The following is a 19,706-nucleotide window of genomic DNA, read 5'->3' as shown; positions in this document are numbered from 1 at the left end:
AATTACTTCAAATAAACTTATCTAAAATTCTCTAAAAATACCTCTTTTGCTGTTCTTAATTGAAGAACAGGCCTTAATTTTTCATTTATAACATTAAATACTCAATTTATTTTTTGTTGACTAACATTATTAAAATCAGTTCCTTAGGATATCATTCTCTAAGTCAGAATTCATATATTCAATTAATGGTTTTTGTTTGTGGTTTACCAGGGTCACAATAATAAATATTAGAACCAGTAATCTTTTCCATTTCTTCAAACTTACTAAATTCTTTTCCTCTATCTGTTATTATTCCTTTAATTTTTCCAACTAAACCATTAATTCTAACTATATGTTCAAGTTTTTCTAAAACTTCACTTGAATTATTTTTTTCTAATTTCATTGCAAAATAATTTTTACTATTTTGTTCAACTAATACTAAAACAGCAGATTGATGGTCTTTTCCAACAACCGTATCCATTTCAAATCAATTAACATTAGATTCTTTATTTTTAATATCTCATATTGACTTAAATTTATCATCTAATTTACCACGATTATCAAATTTTCCTTTTGTTTTATATTTTTTACCACGATGACGTAAATTCTGTTTTAAAAAACCATAAAAACCCAAACGAATTCATTTATACAATGTTTTAACACAAACAGGAAATTTAATACCAAACTTTAGAAAATAACGATGAATAAGTTGTGATGGAGAATCACGATAAACATTAAATATTATATTAATAAAATTTAATTGTTCTTTTGTAAACTTATATCTTTTATTATTCTTTTTTCTTTTTTCATAATACATTTTATCTGACTTATAAGCACTATATTCATTGATGGTTTTAAAACGATTAATTTCTCGCAAAATAGTACTACAATGTCTGTTTAAACATTTAGCAATATGTGCAATATTTATTTCACCATTATTTTTTAAGAATAATTTTGATAATATTAATTTTTCCAATTTAACCTTATCAATAAAACTTAAATGACCATACATAACATTTATATACCTTTCATTAATTTATAAATTTAATATTAAAATTATTTAATACATGATTAATATATGATAAAATTAATTATATCATTCAAATAATTTTAATAAAGGAAGGAATAAGCTGAAATGAAAAAATGACTAAGTATATTAGGAGTAATCGGATTAAGTACAACAAGTTTAATAGCTTGTACTAATGATAATAAGTAAGATAATAGTAAACCAAAACCCAATAAACCTCAGCAACCACCAGAAAATAGCAAATGATCTAATATTCCTAGAACACAAGCACCTAATAAGAAATTTTTAACAGCAACTAATAAATGATATTTTTATATAAATAAATATGAAAATAATTATATAACAACAAAATTTTATTTTAATGATGATTTTATTAAAAATGAAAACACTTGATGACAACATTTAAAAAATGATTCAGATTTTATTTGAAATTATAATTTAGTATATCGTTGAGATGGAAATGGTGAACCTCAAATACCTGATGTTGATAAAAGTACTGGTAAAATTACAAATTGAAAAGAATAAAAGGGACTAACAAGTCCTTTTTTAAATTAATCGCACAAATTTCATAAAATAATTAATAAAAATATATTTGTTATTGTGCTATATAATGCTGGGCTAAATTTTCAAACTTCAAATGTCTGATCAAAAAAACTATATATTGTTTGAAAAATTTTACCAACTCCACTTGCTAATTCATTGACTTTTTTTACACCAGGTATATTATTCACAACTCAAATTGCCGCATTTCGTATATGACATGCTAAATTATATCAACTACAACTTTCATATTGTGCTTGTCATATTGCCCCATCAGGAAATAATCCACCGTTATTTATTTCTTGTCAATTATAAATACCAAAATTGAAATCATAATAACGATACATATCATTTTCTTTTTGGGCTTGTAATTCAAAACATTATAACCGATTTTTTGTTCTTCAATTTTTTTGTATTTTAAACCGTATTTATCTTTTAAAGCACCTTCAAAAACATAACCCTCATTTTGACTAATATTATAATCATTTGCAACTGAAAAATCATAATTAAATACATTACCATAATTGGTGTTATAAAACCGATTTTTAAATGCTGAATATAATTTAATATCTAACTGATTGTATTTATCAGAAAAATAAAAGTAACGGGGATAAATTTTAAAACCATTATTTGCTAATAAACCATATTTTTTATTATATCCTTGTACATAAGTATCATTTTATAAATCAAAAATAGTACGTAAATAATCTTTATGAAAGTTTTGGGAAACCGTAAACATACTATTTAATAGTTTTTCAAATTGATTTTCATTAGTTTTATTTTCATCAACTAAAACATCTCTAAAATTAGCTAATTTTAAACCAAAAAAATTAATTAAAACAGTATCATATTGTAAATTATCAATATAACCACTTTCAATAAAATTACTACGATTTTGGAATACTGGAACTAAAGCGTATGCAAAAAAAGCTTTTAAAAATTTATTAATATCAATTTGTCCTTTCATTTGTTCAAATATACTTTTACCAGTATTGGGAGTATTACCCGGGTAATAATTATATGTTTCGGCACTAAAATTAAATGTAGTTTCTTTTTCTTTCATAAAAGAAAATAAAAAAGCTAAATCATCAGTATACCGATAATTATTATAATTAGTACCATTTCAATATTGTTTGAGATGTGTTAACTCTAAACTACCTGCAACAATATTTTTCTTTTCATCAATTGTTAAAATCATTCGATAAATTGATTTTTTAGTTAAAATAGTACCAGTACTAGATTTATCTAAATTATTAATAATTTCAAAATCAAATATTATTCTTTGACTACCTAAATTTGGGTCATCATAATTTGGATTACCACCTTGCTGAACTCGAATATTTTATTGTACAATAATATCAATATATTTAAGCAAAAAAGAACGAACATTTTCTTAGTATTCTGAAAAATATTTTAATTTGCCATTATTATCAACATCAGGTATTTGAGGTTAACCATTTCCATCTCAACGATATACTAAATTATAATTTAAAATAAAATCTGAATCATTTTTTAAATGTTGTCATAATAAATTTTCATTTTTAATAAAATCATCATTAAAATAAAATTTTGTAAGTATATATTTATTATTTCTTTTTTCTCCATAAAAATATCATTTATTAGTTGCTGTTAAAAATTCCTTATTAGGTGCTTGTGTTCTAGGAATTTGTATTCAAAATTCATTAAACATTGTAATTAACTGTAAATTATTTATACTTTTTTCTAATTTATTGATAACTTCAACAATATTAAAATACTTTGCAAAAGAATAAGAAAAATTAGTTAATTCTTTTAAAAATTGTTTTTTATCTACATCATAAAATTTATCAATGTTATATTGTTTAGCATAAGTATCTCAATTTTTATATAAATCCATAAACTCATCACTAGGCTTATCAAATGAAATTCCCGTTGAATAACTATCCTTTAAAAAGTCTAAATATCATTTATCATTATAAGTTAATGTTTGTGATGTTTTTAGAGTTGGATTAATAAAGTAATTTTTTTCTGACCAATTTTCAAAGAAACTACTGCGTAAAAACATTGTATTAATAAAATCAGTTTCATTCATTCCTGTTGTTTTTTGATTAACAGTATAATTTTGCTGATGTAATGGTTTAAATGCTGTTAAAGTAATAAAAGGAATAATTAAACCTAAAATACCTAAAATAGATATGGCAAATAAAGTTAATGACTTACGCATTATGCTCTACCACCTTATCTTTTTTATTTTCTTTTATTAATTTGATAATTTGATTAAATAAATAACCATAAATTGTATTGTGTAAATTCAAGTAGCAAAGTCTGTTTCTTGTTAATCTTATAATAACATCATTTAAAATAAATGCAACTATTTTTTTAAAAAAATTAAATTATTTGTAAATTTAATCTATTTTAAGCATATTTAAACACACTGAAAAATAATTTATTAAATTTTTCAAATAAATTTATCTAAAATTCTCTAAAAATACTTCTTTAGCTGTTCTTCAATTCAAACAAGGTCTTAATTTTTCATTCATAACATTAACTACTCAATCTATTTCTTGTTGCGTAACATTATTAAAATCTGTTCCTTTAATATATCGTTTTCTAAATTCACGATTCATTCTTTCAATTAATGGTTTTTGTTTTGGTGAACCTGGATCACAAAAATAAATATTAGAACCAGTAATATTTTCCATTTCTTTAAATTTACTAAATTCTTTTCCTCTATCAGTTATTATTCCTTTAATTTTTCCAACTAAACCATTAATTCTAACTATATGTTCAAGTTTTTCTAAAACTTCATTAGCAGTATGTTCTTCTAATTTCATAGCAAAGTATTTTTTACTTGATTTTTCTGCCAAAACCAAACAACTAGATTGATGGTCTTTGCCAACTACCGCATCCATTTCAAATCAACCAACATTAGATTGTTTATTTTCAATATCTCAAATTGACCCAAATCTTTCATCTAATTTTCCACGATTATCAGATCTTTTCTTTGTTCTATTTCTTCTGCCACCATTTAATAAATTTTTCTTTAACAAACCCAAAAGACCTAAATAAATTCATTTATAAAATGTTTTAAGACAAGCAGGAAATTTGACACCAAACTTTATTAAAAATCGTTGAATAATTTCTGCTGGTGAATCGTAAAGAATATTAAATCGTAAATTTAAAAATTCTTGTTGTTCGTCTGTAAATGTGGGCAGTTTTTTAATACATTTTTTTCTTTTTTGTTTATAATTGTATATTGTAAACCAAATGCAACACCTTATTATTTAGATTAAAACTCCTTATTTTTAAACTTATTTTTATAATAAATCTTTAAAAATTTAAAAAGCTTGATTTTACACAGTTCATAAAATGTTGCATTTGCATTTACAATATACAATTATAAACAAAAAAGAAAATAATATTAAAAATAGAGAACAATTTAAAAAAGAAAATTATCTAAATACTAATTGACAACCTTTAAATAGTAGTTGACTTGATAGTGGTATGTTTAATATAACAAATAAATTAACTTTAACAGGTAATTTAACTATTTTAATATATACAAAAACAGCAAAACATCCTAAGTTTTATGGGCCTTATGTTTATCCTAGTGTTCCAGTTGAAGTTTGAAAATTATTAAGTAATGCAGTATCTAATGCTGGAACATTGTTTTGGCGTTATTGATTAAGAAAATGATTACCTAGTCATTTAAGAGATTATATTAAAAAAAGATTACCACAAGCATTAAAAGAAAAATATCCAAAAGGAAATATTAAATTAACATTACCAACAGTTCAAAAACTACAACAAATTAAAAATTTTATTAACAATTTAAAGATTGGACATTTTAATTTTAATTTTGCTGGTGAAATTAATAATAAAAAATGATATAAAGAGCGAATTGCTGATGTTAAAAATATTAAGAATTTATATAAAACACCAGTTAAAAATAAATTTTATCAGGTTAATAAATATATTAAAGCAATTAATAAAATCAAAAGAAAGGTTAATAGTTATAAACCAAATAATTTAAAAAATAAATATCGTAATCAATTAAGAGGTGTTTTATATGGAAAATAATTTAAGTAATTTGTTATTTATAACAGTTGAAGATGTTAAAGAAAGTAAACTTTGACAACCCATTAATGATCGTAAACAATCTGCTTATAATGATAATTTAATTTACAATGCTATTTTAAAAACTAGTTTATGAATGGATCGATTATCGGGTGGAACAATATCTGATAAAATTAATAAAAAAGATTTATTTCCCTGAGTAAAAAAAGATAATACTGGTTTAATTGAATATGATAAATGATTAAGTTATATTCAATCTGCTTGTTTATTAGCAGTTATGAATTGATATTTACCAAAAGGAGTTAATGATTTAACTGGTAGTGCTTCATTTTCACAAGGTGGAGTTGCTTATTCACAAACTAATGACCCTGAAGCAAATGAGAATATTACTCTTGATGTTAAAAATGCTTTAAAATTAGCAGGTGAAATAATTGATATTATATCTAGTAAAACAGTATCTAGACCTTATAATTATGGTTTAGATAATTATACTCATTCATGAGAAGAAGAATATAAACATATTAGTAAAAAAACTTTTTATCCAACATTATTATTTTGATTAAAAGAACGATTACAAACAGATAACTCTATAAATGTAAGTTATCCCACTATTAACGACTTTTCTAAAATTGATTATACTGAGTATATTAAAATTAATATAAATGATTGAGAAATTGTTGATACTAGTGATTTAGATAATACAAGGTTTGATTATGAAATACAAAATTGAGACAAAGAAAATTATAAATACAATATTTGAATTAAAACAAGTAATCAAAATCATTATTATTTATCAACATACAAAAATTTTAAGGGAAAAATAACTGTTGGGTCATTTGATTTAGAAAATGCTTTTTCTCATCGTGTAGAATTAGACGATGAAGGAATTATTGATATACGCACAGGCGGGACAGATGGAACAATTACTGGTTTACACATTGAAAGAAAAAAAGTAAGTTAGAAAGGAGTTTTAATTAATGAAACAAGATAAAACAACTTGATTTAAAGGTGCCTTACCTTGAAATTGATTTAAAAAAGATCCTATTCCAACTTATAATTGAACTCATAAAGATATTAGAGAATGAGAAAGAAAATATAAAATTCGTAGTTTGGTTGTTGGTTTTTATACATTAATATTTTTAGCATTAAATTCTTGATTAGAATATGGCATGATTGATGCAATTAAAGGTGATATTGATTGATATAATTATGGTCAATATTGAGGTAATGGCATTGCAATATTATTAACACCATTATTTACGCATGGAATTCAAGGCATATTTGTTGCTAGTAGTAAACCAAAAGTAGATATGAAAATTGATATTCCACGATTAAAAATTTCTAAAGTAGGATTAGTATTTACAATATTACCTTTAATTACTTTAATAATTTCTTTAATTATTATTTGAATTGATAAATCAAAATGAAAAAAAGACCATTTAAGACATTGTTTGGATTGTCGGATTAATCCGCGAGTTATTCAGCCAAGAATAGCAAAACAATGAAATAATTTAGATGGTATAACAGAAGAGATATTTAAAAATATGCAAGATGAATATACTAAAAAACAAGAAGAAAAATTAAAAAATATACAAAATGAAAATAACAAAGAATTAAATCTAAAATAGACTATATATAGGGGGGGTTGATATTTTTGGGTGGTTATATAGTTTAATTTAATAAATTATTTTGTTCTGAAAAAATGGATGGCCACTGTTTGAGTAAGAATAAGAAAGGAATTAAAACAATGTTTAATGATACATTAATGATTACTTTACTTGTGTTAGCGGGTGCAGGTGGAATGGGTAGTCTTGGTATTCTAGGATTATCTGCTAAAAAAATTAAAAAATATAAAGCAGAAATTAGAGAATTAAGAACTGCTGTTATTGCCCACGAAAAACATTTACGAGGGCCTGAATATGCAACAGAATTAGCATTAAAAACAGGTCAAATTAAAAATGTTAAAAAACAAGTTAAAGTAAATGACAAAAAACAAGCACAAAAAGATGCTATTCAAAAACTAACAAATAGTATTTAAAAAAATAACCTTAATTGGTTATTTTTTATTTTTCTTTATTGTGTGTTATATAAAAGTTGATAAGATGTTCTATTCGTTGTGAATAAGTATTAAATTTTAATTCATTTCAAGCTTGTTCTTCACTTTTATTTAAGTAAATATTAACATTTCGAATTTTTCAAGAATAATATTTTCCTGTTTTTTGATTATATGCTTCTTTCATAAATTAACTCTCATAATTAGCAATAATAATCGCATCTCGTAAATGATTACTTATTTTTTTGTTATTATATTTTCAACCTTTACCATATTGATAAGTTAAATTAATATCTTTATCAAATTTTCATACGCAACTATCATTATACTTGCTCAAATTTTCCATATTTTTAACAACTGATTTAGTATGTTTTGGTGATACTCAATTAATATTGTTTACTTTTTTTATATTGTATTTAACTGCTCCAATTACTTTTAATAAATCATCCCTATCCTTACTAGCGTTAGCAGATGTATATAAACAATCTTCAATGTTAATAATTGTATCTTGTTTTAACTCATATAAAATATTATCCGTTTGTTTAATTCAATCATAATGTTTATACTCCATTTTATCTATTAGTTTATTATTTGAATACAAAACAATAGCAGTAGTACCAGTTCCTGATGGATCAATCCCTATTCTTATCAAGCGGTTCATTCTTCATTATTATTAACTATTGATACTACATTTGATATGTCTTCTTCTTTTACTACATTATTATCTGTCACTTCTTCACTTGGTTCGGATAAATTATTATTTGATATATTTTCATTACTAATTTGGCCCTTATTTATGCTTATATTACTATCATTATCAATATAAATCTTTTCATCATTAGTTGTAATAACTGCTTGGTCTGATTTATAAGCTTGTTGTAATTCGACTGACATAATACCTCATTTTCGCAATAAACTAGTTAATACCGTTTTAAGAGCCATTTCATCAAAACTAGCAATATAAAATGATTTATTTTTAGCATAAGTTTTAGAATATTTCATAAAATGATTTTCCATTTGTTCTTTGGTCATATATAATGTTTTTTCAAAACCATTAACCATTTTAAAATAAGATACATAACCTATAATTGGTAATTTTTCTCTTTCATCTTCATCTTGTATTCAATTAAAAGTAGTACCTTTTAATCTATCATAATTTACTAATTAACCAGTTCTAACATCTGATACTGAAATATCTAAATATTGACAGCTTCTTTGTGCTAATTGAATATAACCTTTATAACCCATTTGAAATTGAGCTTGATTAATTCATTCTTGCACTTCACGACCATTAATAATTCTTGTTATTTTAGTATTATATGGAACGACATAAGCATAACCGAATTGTTTTTCCATTGGTAAATTTAATAAAACCCCTTGATAACAAGCGGTCATAATAGTTTTTGGGTCTGCTTTTTGTAATAATTCATTACTATTTGATATTGCAACTATATTACTTTTAAATCTTGCAATTTCATTTTCATTTGAAAATTTACTTTTTATTCATTCTGTTGCTTTATCTGTTCTTAAAAATTCAACAATATTTGCCATATTATTTTTCTCCTTTATTTATTTTAAAATTAATACCTTTAATACCAATTAAATTAATATCTTTATTACTATCTCATTGTTCTTTAATTTCATTTTTAACAATTTGTTCATCAACAATTAAATAGTTTTTAATAAGATTAATAAGCTCTAATTTATCAGCATTTTGTAAAAAATCATCATTAATACCAATAACTTCAATATTTTTAATTAATAATTTATCTTTACGAAAATTACTAGTAATAATTTTTAATTCTTGTTCTTGTTTTGCTACACTTTTAATTTCTAAAAATTGTTCTTTTTTATGAGTTTCAATAATTTCATTTTGTTTTTGAAATTGAATATTAATGACACTATTTTTTAAAGAATCATGATTATTCTTAATATTATTTTCTAAATTCAAAATATCTTTTCTAATAAAATTTAATTCATCTTTAAAATTTTTTATTAATTCTAATGGTTCTCTAAAAATATAATCAATTTTTTAAACTACTAGTTTTAAATCTTTTAGTGATTGTGATTTATATTCTCCATTTATTAATCAAGCTTGTTGTCGATATATAAATTCTGCTAATTCTTGCCCATTTTCATCAATTCATTTTTTAATTGTTAATGCTTTTAAACTTAATTCTTTAAAATCATTTCCTTTTAAATAAAAGGGATAAGTAATATTTTTAACTTCATTATTTAATTTTAAGTCTTTCATAATTAAATTTCCTCTAATTCCATTTCATTAATTAAATTATCAATATACTCATAAGCACTGTCTTCTCTGAGTGACGTTCTTCTAATGCAATATTAAATAAATCTTCTTCGGTATAAACTTTGCCATTTTCATCTTTTCACATATTATTCAACTCCTTTTCATTTAATATTTTCATTTTCTAAATTAATAATTGTAGTTTTACAATAATTTAAATTTTCAGAATAAATTCTTGCCTCATCAAATGTATAAAAATATGTAGTATTTAAACTATATTTATCTTTTGTTACTAATAAGTATCTTTTATTCATAATTTATCACCTCGTAATCCGCTTCTTCATCTTCTAAATAATCACTAATTAAACCTTTAACTTTATCAATTTCATATCATTTGCAATTTAAATTAAAATCTATTGGTAATTCAATATTACCTACGTGTCATTCTTCATTACCAAATTTAAGATATAAATTTAACTCTCAATTACCTAAATAATCACGATTAATTTGTGCATAAATAATATCTTTATTTGTAATTTTTAATGCTTTATTACATATCATTTTTAATTCCTCCTATTTTTAAACTCGTTGGTACTCACTCCCGAGTGAAAGTGCCAAGCGAGAATTAGTTATATATAAATTAAGTTATTTATTTACTACGCCACTCGCTTAACTGCGGGTGTGCGGTGGCGGTATATTGTTTGTTTAATAATCGACAGTTGTTTTTATGAGGTAATGCCAGAGAGTTTTCTCTCTCTTCATCCGCACCATTTCAGGTCAAAACGTTCAGTTTTTAAAATAAATTCACTCGCACCTTGAAGAGCCTAATGCTGACTTTGTGGTTTTTATTAAACCGCTGTCACTTCTAAGAAGTAATATCTATCGCAAATTTATTTATAAAGTGTTCATCTCAATTTTTATTGTCGTTTGATGTTGACCCTGCACTTATCACGACTATCGCTTAGTTATAAAACCAGCGCCGATTTACTTTTTTCCTCATACACTATTTCAGTACTTGCCTCGGCTGGCTGTGGGAATGAGTTAATACTCATGTTCTTATGGAAGCACTTAGTTATTTAAAATAACTGTCCCACTCTACATTAAGTTGTTTTATAAAATCAAAATTTTAAAGAACCAGTTTTATCATCAAAGATAATTTTTGAATTTTCTAAGCGTTTATAAAACCTCTTTTGTTTTTTATCTTTTATGCGATTTAATAAATCTTTATGATTTTCACAAGTTCATAAAACTTTATTTGATACAAATTCTTCGGTAATGAATGATATTGCTTTATAGCAGTTATCAATATCGCAAATTTGTTCTTGCTTATTATTTTTCATTACTCATTCCTTTCTTTGATATTATTTTTTTATTTATTAGCCAAATTAATTAATTAATTGAAACAGAGAAAGGGCAACACCTTAAATAAGGGGAGAAAAAACAGGTACACTTTGTAAAGATTTCTAAGATATTTAATAAATGTATAAAAAACTTAAAGAGAATATCAAAAAGTTGTAATAAAAAGTTTCTATTTTAAGAATTTAAGATGCTGTCCTTTCTCTGAATCAATTAATAATTATGGGTTTACAAATAAAAAAACAACCCTTTTTATTTAACAAGAGTTGTTTTTTGCCGCTTCATCGTACATTATACAAATTATTAAGATATACCATAATATATCAAATCATAAACCATAAATTATATAACCATTTATACCGGCATATTTCTCTTTTAATTCATCAATAGTTGAAACTGTATCTAATACACATATAAGGGTTAATGAAAAACTTATAACAAGATACAAAATTAAATCAACCCAAGAAATAAATAAACCATTTTCTTTTTGTTTCTTTTCATTTTTATTATCCATAAACTAAACTCCTAACTATACAATGTTTTTGAAACAATAAACCCAACAATATATAAACTTGATATTGTTAACATTAACGGATGACTAAATAAAATTACCATTTTACTAAATAAAGAAAGTAAAAAAGTATCTGAGTTATATAAATCCATAATAATATTTTTTGCTGATGTTAATTTATTAATAATTACATTAATAAAACCAGTACAAAAAATAGCGATTGCTGCAACTAATAAAACTAATCCAATCATTAATCTGTTTCCTTTTATTGACCATTTTTATTTGCATTATGAGCTTTTTTAACACCACGAGCTGTTGAAGAATATATTTTGCTGTACTATTTTTAACAGTTGAACCTAATTCATTATATTGCGTTCTTGTGCCATGAATAGCATAAATTGATAATTTAATAACCATAAAAAAGATTATAAAATAAGCAATCGTTGTATTTGTCATTGACAATTTAGTATTTCAAATCACATCAAAAATAAATAAAAATATATCAAAAATAAAACTAAAAATTTTGTCTCAATTACTATTATTTTCAGTTAATAAATTAATCATCTTTACCACTTCCTTTTTCTTTTTTAGGTTTTAAATTTTTCCATATTTTTGCATCATAACTAATAAATCTAAACGTTCTTTTATTGTTAAATATTTAAGTTGAGTCCAATAGTACTCTTTAGTAACTGGAACATCATCATTTTTTAAATCACGAACAAATGATAATCATTTACTTTCATACTTTTGAGCGATTTCTAATGGAATAATTATTTTAAAAAACTGGATTCCTAATCCAACATCAGATCTATGTTTTGCACATTTACCTTCCGCTGTACGTTTGACAGACTCGGTTTTTCAAATTTCATAATCAGTAATATCTTGGAAAATGCCAATTCTCATAATAAAGAAACGATTAAAAAAATTTAATCCTTTTTTAGCAGTAGGTTTTTTAAGGGAAATAGGAATAATAATAATACCACTTGCTAATTGGCGAATATTGTTTCAAAGCATACCTTCGCGTTGAGATGTAAATAAAGCACGATGTCCAAAATGTCTGGCCAAGACTATTCAAGGAATTTTTTCCCTATGAGTTATTTTTTCATCGTGAGGTCTAGTTCCGTCAATATATAAAAAATTTTCATCAAACAAAATTAAACTGTCATCAGGGGGAACTGGTTTTGTTCGATCAGTAAAATCTAAATTTTTAAATGTTAAAACTTTAACTTTATCATATTATAACGGATAATTACTATAAATTTTATTTGTTAATAATTTCATAGCTTGTGACAAATAAGTTAAAAGTAATGTTTTACCTGTTCCTAATTTACCAATAATAACTGATAACGGATTATCTCAAACAAAATTTACTAACTGAAAAGCATTTAACTGATAAAAAATATTTTTTCATAATCACCAAATAAAATAAACACACTGCAAAGCAAATAATAATCAAAAAACTAAGCCAGTATAATTTAAAGAAATAATTCAAAATAACAAATCAATTAAACTAAACAAAATCATTGAACCACTAATATAACAATAATTTTTTAAGAAAAATATAAACTTCTTCATTTTACCTCCAATAGTTATTTATAATTAAACTAGTATTATTATGGTTTTCTCTCCCCACAAATCAGAAAGGAGAGTGATAAAAATACTTAGTATTTTTTTATCAATACTACGGACATTCACACCAATAATGCTCTATATATTATTATTTTTAGGTTTTAATCCTTTTGGAAAAGAATTATTCATATTAGATAAAATAATATGATTATTCAATGCAATAGAAATTAATAACCTATCATTTATTTGATTTATCATTATTTCAGTTTTAATAGGAACAGGAATAATAATAATCAAAAGAATAATATCAATATTTATATAAAAATTTGTTGGGATAGAAAACCATAATAATAACAAAATGTAATTATTTAAAACAACTAACTATTTTAAAAACCATTCACAATAAAAACCATGTTAAAAATAAAATCACAATTCAAATACCAATCATGAGAGTTAAATATTCATTTTGAGTAAAATTCCAAGTTGTAATACTTTCAACGTTAGATTTGTCAATAAACAAAAATACATGAATAAAAAACTCTTTTAATTTTTCTCAATCTTTTGCCATAATTTAAAAGCTTCACATTTTTTGAATAATTTTAAAAAACATACCAAAAAATAAGACTATAAATAATACAAACTATATAACATATAAAAATTCGGGAGCATTTGAACCAACTATGTAACTGACAAATTGAACTCAATAATCATATAAACTCATTAATTTAAGTCCTTCAAGTCATTAATTAATTTATCTACTTTTTCATCACTTCAATTTGTTAAATTATTGTTAGTTGTTTTTACTTTTTGAGGTTCACCGGAAAATATTGCTTTTTTCATTTGTGTAAAATAATTTTGTTTATATTGATTATACAAATTAATTAGTTCTGTTCCAGTCAAATACTTTCACACATAACGTTTTAAATTTTCATCATATTTTACAATAGGATAAGAATTATCATAAATCAAACCAATAGCTACTTGATCAGAATGTTTTTCACTAAAGTAAATAAACTTATTGCTTAATCAAAAACCAATATGGCGATTATGATTAGGTAAATTTATAAAACTTGCTTTATCAGTTTGAAAAACTATAAATTCTCTTCGAATAAAATAATTTTCTACATTAATATTTTTCTTATAAAAACTCATAAAAACACCCCACTTTCACACATATAACTCATTTTTTCTAGTATCAATACCGGCAAAGAATTCACTTTCAATTATTTTTCGAAAAGATTGAAAACCTTTATAACCAATAAATCATTCTATATCAATAACTTTTATAATATTATATTTACACAATGCCGGATTAGGGCCACTTTTATAACTTGGTTTCTGATACATTACTCAAATCAACTCGCTTTCTATTACACTTCATTGAACAAACATTTAATTTAAAATACAAAGTACCAATAAATTTTTTATTTAAAATAGAATGACAAATTTGACATTTACGTTTAATAAAAAATATTCAAATTCCTAACATTATTTTCCCTCCTTAACTAATTCTAAAAAAATATATTTTAGTACGTTAGGAACTATTGAGTTACCTAATTGTTTTTTAATTTGAAATTTACTATTAACACTCAACATTTTTTCTAAATCTTTTAATGTATAACCCATTAATAAAGTCATTTCATCAGTTGTTAAATACCTGTATTTATCATTTAATAAAACCTTAGTTATATCAGCTTTTGTAGTTAAAGTAGGGTATAACTTTTCATCAGCCTTAGGACAATAATTTCAACTATTGTTTGTGCCTTTTAATCGAATAAAACCATTATGGAAAGTTGTTCGTTTTGGAATTTCTTTATTGCCCGGAATATTTCAATTTACAATATATTTAAATTGATATTCTAATGGTTTTTGAGTTGGTTATGGAAATTTTCACATTCAATTTTCATTTAACTTGCTTATAATAAATACTCTTTTGCGTTTTTGTGGTATTCCATAATCTTTTGCATTTAAAACATTTCCTACATTTTCATTAATAATTCATTTTGGTTTATAAAATTCAATAATTTTTAAACTATATCATAATAAACTTGACCTAGTACCACTATCTTTATCTATTCCTTTTCTTTTTCCAACTAGCGAAATGTCTTGGCAAGGTCAACCGCCAATAATTAAATCAATTTCTTCTTTTTGTAAATTATTAACATCTATTTTAGTAATATCACCTAAATTAGGGGTTTCATAATCATTGTAAATTTCTCTATAACTTTTTTCAGCATATTTATCAAGTTCACAAAATCAAACTACTTTATGATCTATATTTGCTAATTGTAATACCCATCTTGGTGCACCTATTCCTGCAAATAATTCAATTATTTTAAGCGTAATTAATCACACTCCTTAAAAATTTCATAAACTATTTAGTAAGTTTGCTTTCTAATTCTTCTGCAATATGCTGATAAAAACTCATTTCTTTTCGAATAATGTTTAATAGATTCATGATGAATTTCATATTCATTCAATTGAATTAAAGTATCTTGCATAGTTCTAATTTTCATTTTAATTTCATCTAATAAGTCTTGCATAAATTATTGTTTCCTTACTGTAATAAACATTGTTATACTAATGTAACTTAATTCTTGTTAAATAAACATTGGTAATAACAATGTTAAATATATAAAATCAAAAATTAAGGCACACTGAAAATAACTACTTAGTTTCAACTAATAGCTATTAAAATATAAAATTAGTAAATCAAATAACAAAGCTAGTGTGCCACAGCTAAAATATATGATCGATTGTAATAAATATTAAATCCTTTAACCATAACACGGAAAAAGTTTAATATCTTAAGAATAACAAAAATACCAAATGGAATTAAAATAATTCACGCATCACCTAAAAAAGTCATTAATTGTGGTAATACAGCATAAATTGCTTCTTTAACTTTCATCATTGCTTGTCCCAATCCACTTCAAATAGAACCCATTCCATCTGAAATAGTAGGAGTATTACTATCTGCTAAAAAATTAATTGCTGTTGTTAAATACATCCCTAGCATTATTTTTTATCCTCCTTACTTTCAATTTCTTTTTTATCTTTTTTCTTTCCTCGAATTTGACGAATTTTTTGATAAATCAATAAACCAATTCAAGCAAAAATACCCAATATAATAACAACACTAAATATTGTCGTTAATCAACCCGGCATAATATAACTCCTTTCAATAAATTAAAAAATTGAAATTTGCAAACTCGCTACGCTCGTTGTCGCTTTGCTCCATTAAAAACATTATTGAATAAATTATCCGCTAATAAATTACGCGGAATAATTTATTCTTTTACTTTTTAATTTCAATATCTTTTGCAATCTTATTGACAGTATTAATAACATTATCTTTACCATACTTTTTCACTAACGACCGCAAAATAAAATATTGCTTTGTTTGCATAATTTCAACCTCCTATAATTAACTTAAAAAAGTTAACTATTAATTTAGTTAACTTTTTATCGTTTAGCATTTACAATTTACAATTAAATTTTTTAATAACTGTTACGACTTTACAACAATAACTAATAATTTAATGCAAGTTTACTAAAAACACGATATAATATATATAATTTAAGGTAGATGAAAAGATGAAGCGAAGAAAGTATCGACAGAACCCAAAAATTAAACGAATGTTTCGTATTAAGGGGGAGTACGAAGCAACAAAATTGGCACAAAATTTTGTTCGTTATATGACTAACCCCTTTCAAGATAAACGAATCCGAAATGAATTAATTGATACTGAAAACGAAATATATATGACTGATATTAGCAACGATGTTAACAAAACTTATACAATTGCTATTAGTACCCAACTAGATTATCAAGAAGACGCTGAACGTGTTAAAGAGTTAGTAAAAGACTATGTTGACAATGATTTATATTTTTTATGATATACCATTGGTGAAAAAATTGATGAAAAAGAACAAGCTTTTTTTGAATCACTAGGTTTTGTTCAAAATGAAATTTTAGTTGGAATGGTTCTTGATTTAACAAAATGAAAAAAACATAAAATAAAAGTTGATAAAAGTATTAAGTTTCGCCGAGTTAATGATAACAAACGTTTAACTGATTTTAGTAAAATTTTAGAAAGTGCTATGGGACCAAAAAGTTGGGATTATGCCTTTTATAAAACATTATTGAGACTAAATAAGGATAAAGATATTTCTGAAATTGATTTATTATATAAAAACGATCTTCCCGCAGCAACAGGAAACATTTATTTTGAAAAAGACATTGCCATTATTGATGATATTTCAACACACCAAAATTTTCGCCGCCAAGGACTAGCAAAATTAATGATGAATCATTTAATTAACCGTGTTTATAATCAAGATTATTATTTAGTTGGTTTAATTGCTACCCCAGAAGGATATAATGTTTATCGCAAATTAGGTTTCCGCCCAATTAATTTATATTTAAGTGAATATGTCACAAAAACAAAGGGAAACGATTTAAGTCAAATTGCAACTAAAATTAGTAAAGGTAAAATTAAAAATATTCAAATCATTCAACAAACGACAATTAATTATATGGTTAATAATTTAACTTGTAAAAAATGTAATAGTGAAATCCTTGATCAAAAATATCTGATGGCTATTACCCCTTTAAATGATTTTGTTATTAATAATTATCATCAAAATTGTTATAGTTTTTCAACAAAGGATAAATGAGTAATACTTGTTGACAGAAATAACAACGAAATAACATAAATAAGAATTAGGAAATTACCTAATTCTTATTTTTCTTACGGCTTAATTTTAATCCTTTTTTTAATTGTAAATCTTCTTGGTATTCATTGAAATATGGATCTGGTTCATCAATTAATTTCGTACGATATTTTTTTCAAAAATAAACTAAAATTGGAATAATAATTGCTGCTGCAATTAAATCATTTAAACCAATAAAAACATAATAGAAAATTGGATTACCAGTTGCTTGGCTAACCCCATATCCAATACCAATAAAAGGTAATATGACAACAATTAAACGTAAACTACTTGTAAAAGTTGCTAAAATTGAACGATTAATTCCTTGGAACAATGTTAAAGCAATATAAGTCAACGAACAAAATGGATATGTCATAAAGTTTATAACAATTCATCAACGATATTGAGTCGCATACTCTGGTGGAAAAGCAAACATAATCATCATATCTTTTCCAAACAAAATGAAAACAACTAACATTAGACTAAACCAAATAATAATCAATAAACTAACTCGCTTTAAAACTTCTCAAATCCGATCATTTTTCTTCGCCCCATAATTATAAGCAATAATACTCCACGCCCCTTGGGTGACTTCAATCCCGGCGGATAAAACTAATGTCATTCATGGCACAATTGAAGAATAAAGTTCTTGCAAAACCGGGACACAATTATGAATGACTTGATTTGGTAATTGCCCAACAAGTGATGTTGCAACATATGATGTAATAACTAAAGCAGCATTATTAATAAAATTTGGTAACCCCGCCTTTGCAAAATCAGCAACATTTCTACCTTCAATGTGGAGTAAATCACTTCAATAAAATTTTGAATAACTATTTTTTGTTTTAAAAACAATAATTAATCCCCATATTACTTGCACTATTCAAGAAAAAACTGTCCCCAACATTGCACCAGCCATTCCTAAATGACAAACTTTCATAAAGAAAATTGCAGCAACAGAATTAATAACAATTGAACTTAAAATCATTATTGTTACTCATTTCATTCGCCTTTCACTACGAATTAATGACGTAAAATAATAACTTAAGAACATAATTGGGGCTGCTGCTAACATTGTATATGAATATTCCCAACATAGTCGTTCTGTAATTGGATTATAATTTTCCCCCATTTTAGAAGTAATGAAAACAGCATTTCATCCGGGGTACACAATACAAAAAATTGCAAATGCTATTATTATCGAAAAAAGCACCGTTGTTGAAAACCCATTTCCAACAATCCGACGCATTTTGGGAATGTCACGTTGACCATAGGCAATTGAAAAATTCATTGCACAACCCATTCCAATTATAATACTAAATGATCATTGTAAATTATACGTTTGTGAAGCATATTGTGTTGCTACATTAATAAATTAACGCATATCAGCTAATGGAACAACAGAAACAGCACTTCCTGTTATTTGATTATAAGCATCAATATAAAATTGATCATAAATTGCATCAGATGCAACAAATGCTAAAGATAATTTTTTATCAATAATATTATATAATCCTTGGACAACCATTAAAAAAACTGTTGGAATACAAAAGTATGCAATTGTTTTTCATGGTTGTTCAAACCGTAATTTTTTCTCACGAACAGTTAAAACTTCTTACAACTTAATCCCCCTCTACTACAAAAAAACAAA

At 24.3% G+C, this 19,706-nt stretch carries 21 protein-coding genes and 7 pseudogenes; 5 read left to right on the top strand and 23 right to left on the bottom strand.

Translation table 4 applies throughout. The features are described 5' to 3' along the window. Positions 1–17: 17 nt before the first annotated feature. The 3 pseudogenes from NL276_RS01250 to NL276_RS01240 form a co-directional block, all read right to left on the bottom strand. Positions 18–991: pseudogene (locus NL276_RS01250) on the bottom strand (IS30 family transposase). A 561-nt stretch (positions 992–1,552) separates the two neighbouring features. After that, positions 1,553–3,749 (bottom strand): annotated as a pseudogene (locus NL276_RS01245) (spiroplasma phage ORF1-like family protein). Positions 3,750–3,993: 244 nt separating this feature from the next. Continuing rightward, a pseudogene (locus NL276_RS01240) lies at positions 3,994–4,773 on the bottom strand (IS30 family transposase); the annotation flags it as partial. A gap of 121 nt (positions 4,774–4,894) precedes the next feature. Here NL276_RS01240 and NL276_RS01235 point away from each other — a divergent pair. From NL276_RS01235 to NL276_RS01220, 4 genes are all read left to right on the top strand, one after another. Next, a complete protein-coding gene (locus tag NL276_RS01235) occupies positions 4,895–5,605 on the top strand; it encodes a hypothetical protein (RefSeq protein WP_253301651.1) in 711 nt (236 codons plus the stop codon). Next, entirely contained in the window at positions 5,595–6,563 is a 969-nt protein-coding gene (locus tag NL276_RS01230; protein ID WP_253301650.1) for a hypothetical protein, read from the top strand. The genes NL276_RS01235 and NL276_RS01230 overlap by 11 nt, the downstream gene beginning before the upstream one ends. A gap of 16 nt (positions 6,564–6,579) precedes the next feature. Continuing rightward, complete coding sequence (locus NL276_RS01225; protein WP_253301649.1) at positions 6,580–7,230, top strand: hypothetical protein; 651 nt, start codon at positions 6,580–6,582, stop codon at positions 7,228–7,230. 74 nt (positions 7,231–7,304) lie between these two features. Further along, positions 7,305–7,640, top strand: a complete 336-nt coding sequence (locus NL276_RS01220; RefSeq protein WP_253301648.1) for a hypothetical protein — start codon at positions 7,305–7,307, stop codon at positions 7,638–7,640. Positions 7,641–7,665: 25 nt separating this feature from the next. On the opposite strand, the gene NL276_RS01215 is transcribed toward NL276_RS01220, so the two are convergent. From NL276_RS01215 to NL276_RS01120, 19 genes and pseudogenes are all read right to left on the bottom strand, one after another. Next, complete coding sequence (locus NL276_RS01215) at positions 7,666–7,842, bottom strand: hypothetical protein (protein WP_253301647.1); 177 nt, start codon at positions 7,840–7,842, stop codon at positions 7,666–7,668. A 3-nt stretch (positions 7,843–7,845) separates the two neighbouring features. Continuing rightward, positions 7,846–8,307: a hypothetical protein gene (locus NL276_RS01210; protein WP_253301646.1), complete on the bottom strand. Its 462-nt coding sequence runs from the start codon at positions 8,305–8,307 to the stop codon at positions 7,846–7,848. Then, positions 8,301–9,206, bottom strand: a pseudogene (locus NL276_RS01205) (recombinase RecT). The gene NL276_RS01210 and the pseudogene NL276_RS01205 overlap by 7 nt, the downstream one beginning before the upstream one ends. Position 9,207: 1 nt before the next feature. Then, the gene (locus tag NL276_RS01200) at positions 9,208–9,606 is read right to left on the bottom strand and encodes a hypothetical protein (RefSeq protein WP_253301645.1); all 399 of its coding nucleotides are present in this window, start codon (positions 9,604–9,606) and stop codon (positions 9,208–9,210) included. An 81-nt stretch (positions 9,607–9,687) separates the two neighbouring features. Beyond that, positions 9,688–9,909, bottom strand: coding sequence for a hypothetical protein (locus NL276_RS01195; RefSeq protein ID WP_253301644.1), 222 nt, complete (start codon positions 9,907–9,909; stop codon positions 9,688–9,690). Positions 9,910–10,052: 143 nt separating this feature from the next. Next, a complete protein-coding gene (locus NL276_RS01190; RefSeq protein ID WP_253301643.1) occupies positions 10,053–10,217 on the bottom strand; it encodes a hypothetical protein in 165 nt (54 codons plus the stop codon). Further along, positions 10,210–10,464 (bottom strand): hypothetical protein, encoded by a 255-nt coding sequence (locus NL276_RS01185; RefSeq protein ID WP_253301642.1) that lies wholly within the window; start codon positions 10,462–10,464, stop codon positions 10,210–10,212. Before NL276_RS01185 ends, NL276_RS01190 begins: the two co-directional genes overlap by 8 nt. A 539-nt stretch (positions 10,465–11,003) precedes the next feature. Further along, entirely contained in the window at positions 11,004–11,243 is a 240-nt protein-coding gene (locus NL276_RS01180; protein ID WP_253301641.1) for a hypothetical protein, read from the bottom strand. A 272-nt stretch (positions 11,244–11,515) separates the two neighbouring features. Continuing rightward, positions 11,516–11,773 (bottom strand): hypothetical protein, encoded by a 258-nt coding sequence (locus tag NL276_RS01175; protein WP_253301640.1) that lies wholly within the window; start codon positions 11,771–11,773, stop codon positions 11,516–11,518. 11 nt (positions 11,774–11,784) lie between these two features. Beyond that, a complete protein-coding gene (locus NL276_RS01170; protein ID WP_253301639.1) occupies positions 11,785–12,021 on the bottom strand; it encodes a hypothetical protein in 237 nt (78 codons plus the stop codon). 50 nt (positions 12,022–12,071) lie between these two features. Continuing rightward, positions 12,072–12,334: pseudogene (locus NL276_RS01165) on the bottom strand (hypothetical protein); the annotation flags it as partial. Further along, positions 12,327–13,345 (bottom strand): annotated as a pseudogene (locus tag NL276_RS05065) (hypothetical protein). The pseudogenes NL276_RS05065 and NL276_RS01165, both read right to left, overlap by 8 nt. A gap of 358 nt (positions 13,346–13,703) precedes the next feature. Then, on the bottom strand, positions 13,704–13,907 hold the full coding sequence (locus NL276_RS01150) for a DUF2649 family protein (RefSeq protein ID WP_253301636.1): 204 nt from the start codon (positions 13,905–13,907) through the stop codon (positions 13,704–13,706). 152 nt (positions 13,908–14,059) lie between these two features. Next, positions 14,060–14,491: a DUF3627 domain-containing protein gene (locus tag NL276_RS01145; RefSeq protein ID WP_253301851.1), complete on the bottom strand. Its 432-nt coding sequence runs from the start codon at positions 14,489–14,491 to the stop codon at positions 14,060–14,062. 336 nt (positions 14,492–14,827) lie between these two features. Then, the gene (locus NL276_RS01140) at positions 14,828–15,013 is read right to left on the bottom strand and encodes a DNA cytosine methyltransferase (RefSeq protein WP_256468783.1); all 186 of its coding nucleotides are present in this window, start codon (positions 15,011–15,013) and stop codon (positions 14,828–14,830) included. A gap of 204 nt (positions 15,014–15,217) precedes the next feature. After that, positions 15,218–15,694: a DNA cytosine methyltransferase gene (locus NL276_RS01135; protein WP_253301634.1), complete on the bottom strand. Its 477-nt coding sequence runs from the start codon at positions 15,692–15,694 to the stop codon at positions 15,218–15,220. A gap of 23 nt (positions 15,695–15,717) precedes the next feature. After that, positions 15,718–15,882 carry a hypothetical protein gene (locus NL276_RS01130; RefSeq protein ID WP_253301633.1) on the bottom strand — a complete coding sequence of 55 codons (165 nt, stop codon included), beginning with the start codon at positions 15,880–15,882 and terminating at the stop codon, positions 15,718–15,720. A 182-nt stretch (positions 15,883–16,064) separates the two neighbouring features. Then, positions 16,065–16,358: a hypothetical protein gene (locus NL276_RS01125; protein WP_253301632.1), complete on the bottom strand. Its 294-nt coding sequence runs from the start codon at positions 16,356–16,358 to the stop codon at positions 16,065–16,067. Then, complete coding sequence (locus NL276_RS01120) at positions 16,358–16,507, bottom strand: hypothetical protein (RefSeq protein ID WP_253301631.1); 150 nt, start codon at positions 16,505–16,507, stop codon at positions 16,358–16,360. Before NL276_RS01120 ends, NL276_RS01125 begins: the two co-directional genes overlap by 1 nt. 429 nt (positions 16,508–16,936) lie before the next feature. Between NL276_RS01120 and NL276_RS01115 the strand changes: the two genes are divergently transcribed. Further along, positions 16,937–18,058, top strand: coding sequence for a GNAT family N-acetyltransferase (locus NL276_RS01115; protein WP_253301630.1), 1,122 nt, complete (start codon positions 16,937–16,939; stop codon positions 18,056–18,058). Between the two features lie 19 nt (positions 18,059–18,077). On the opposite strand, the pseudogene NL276_RS01110 reads toward NL276_RS01115, so the two are convergent. Continuing rightward, positions 18,078–19,664: pseudogene (locus tag NL276_RS01110) on the bottom strand (MATE family efflux transporter). Between the last annotated feature and the right edge of the window lie 42 nt (positions 19,665–19,706).

The organism is Spiroplasma endosymbiont of Phyllotreta cruciferae, assembly GCF_918697755.1.
This window is presented reverse-complemented; position numbering and strand designations above follow the sequence as displayed.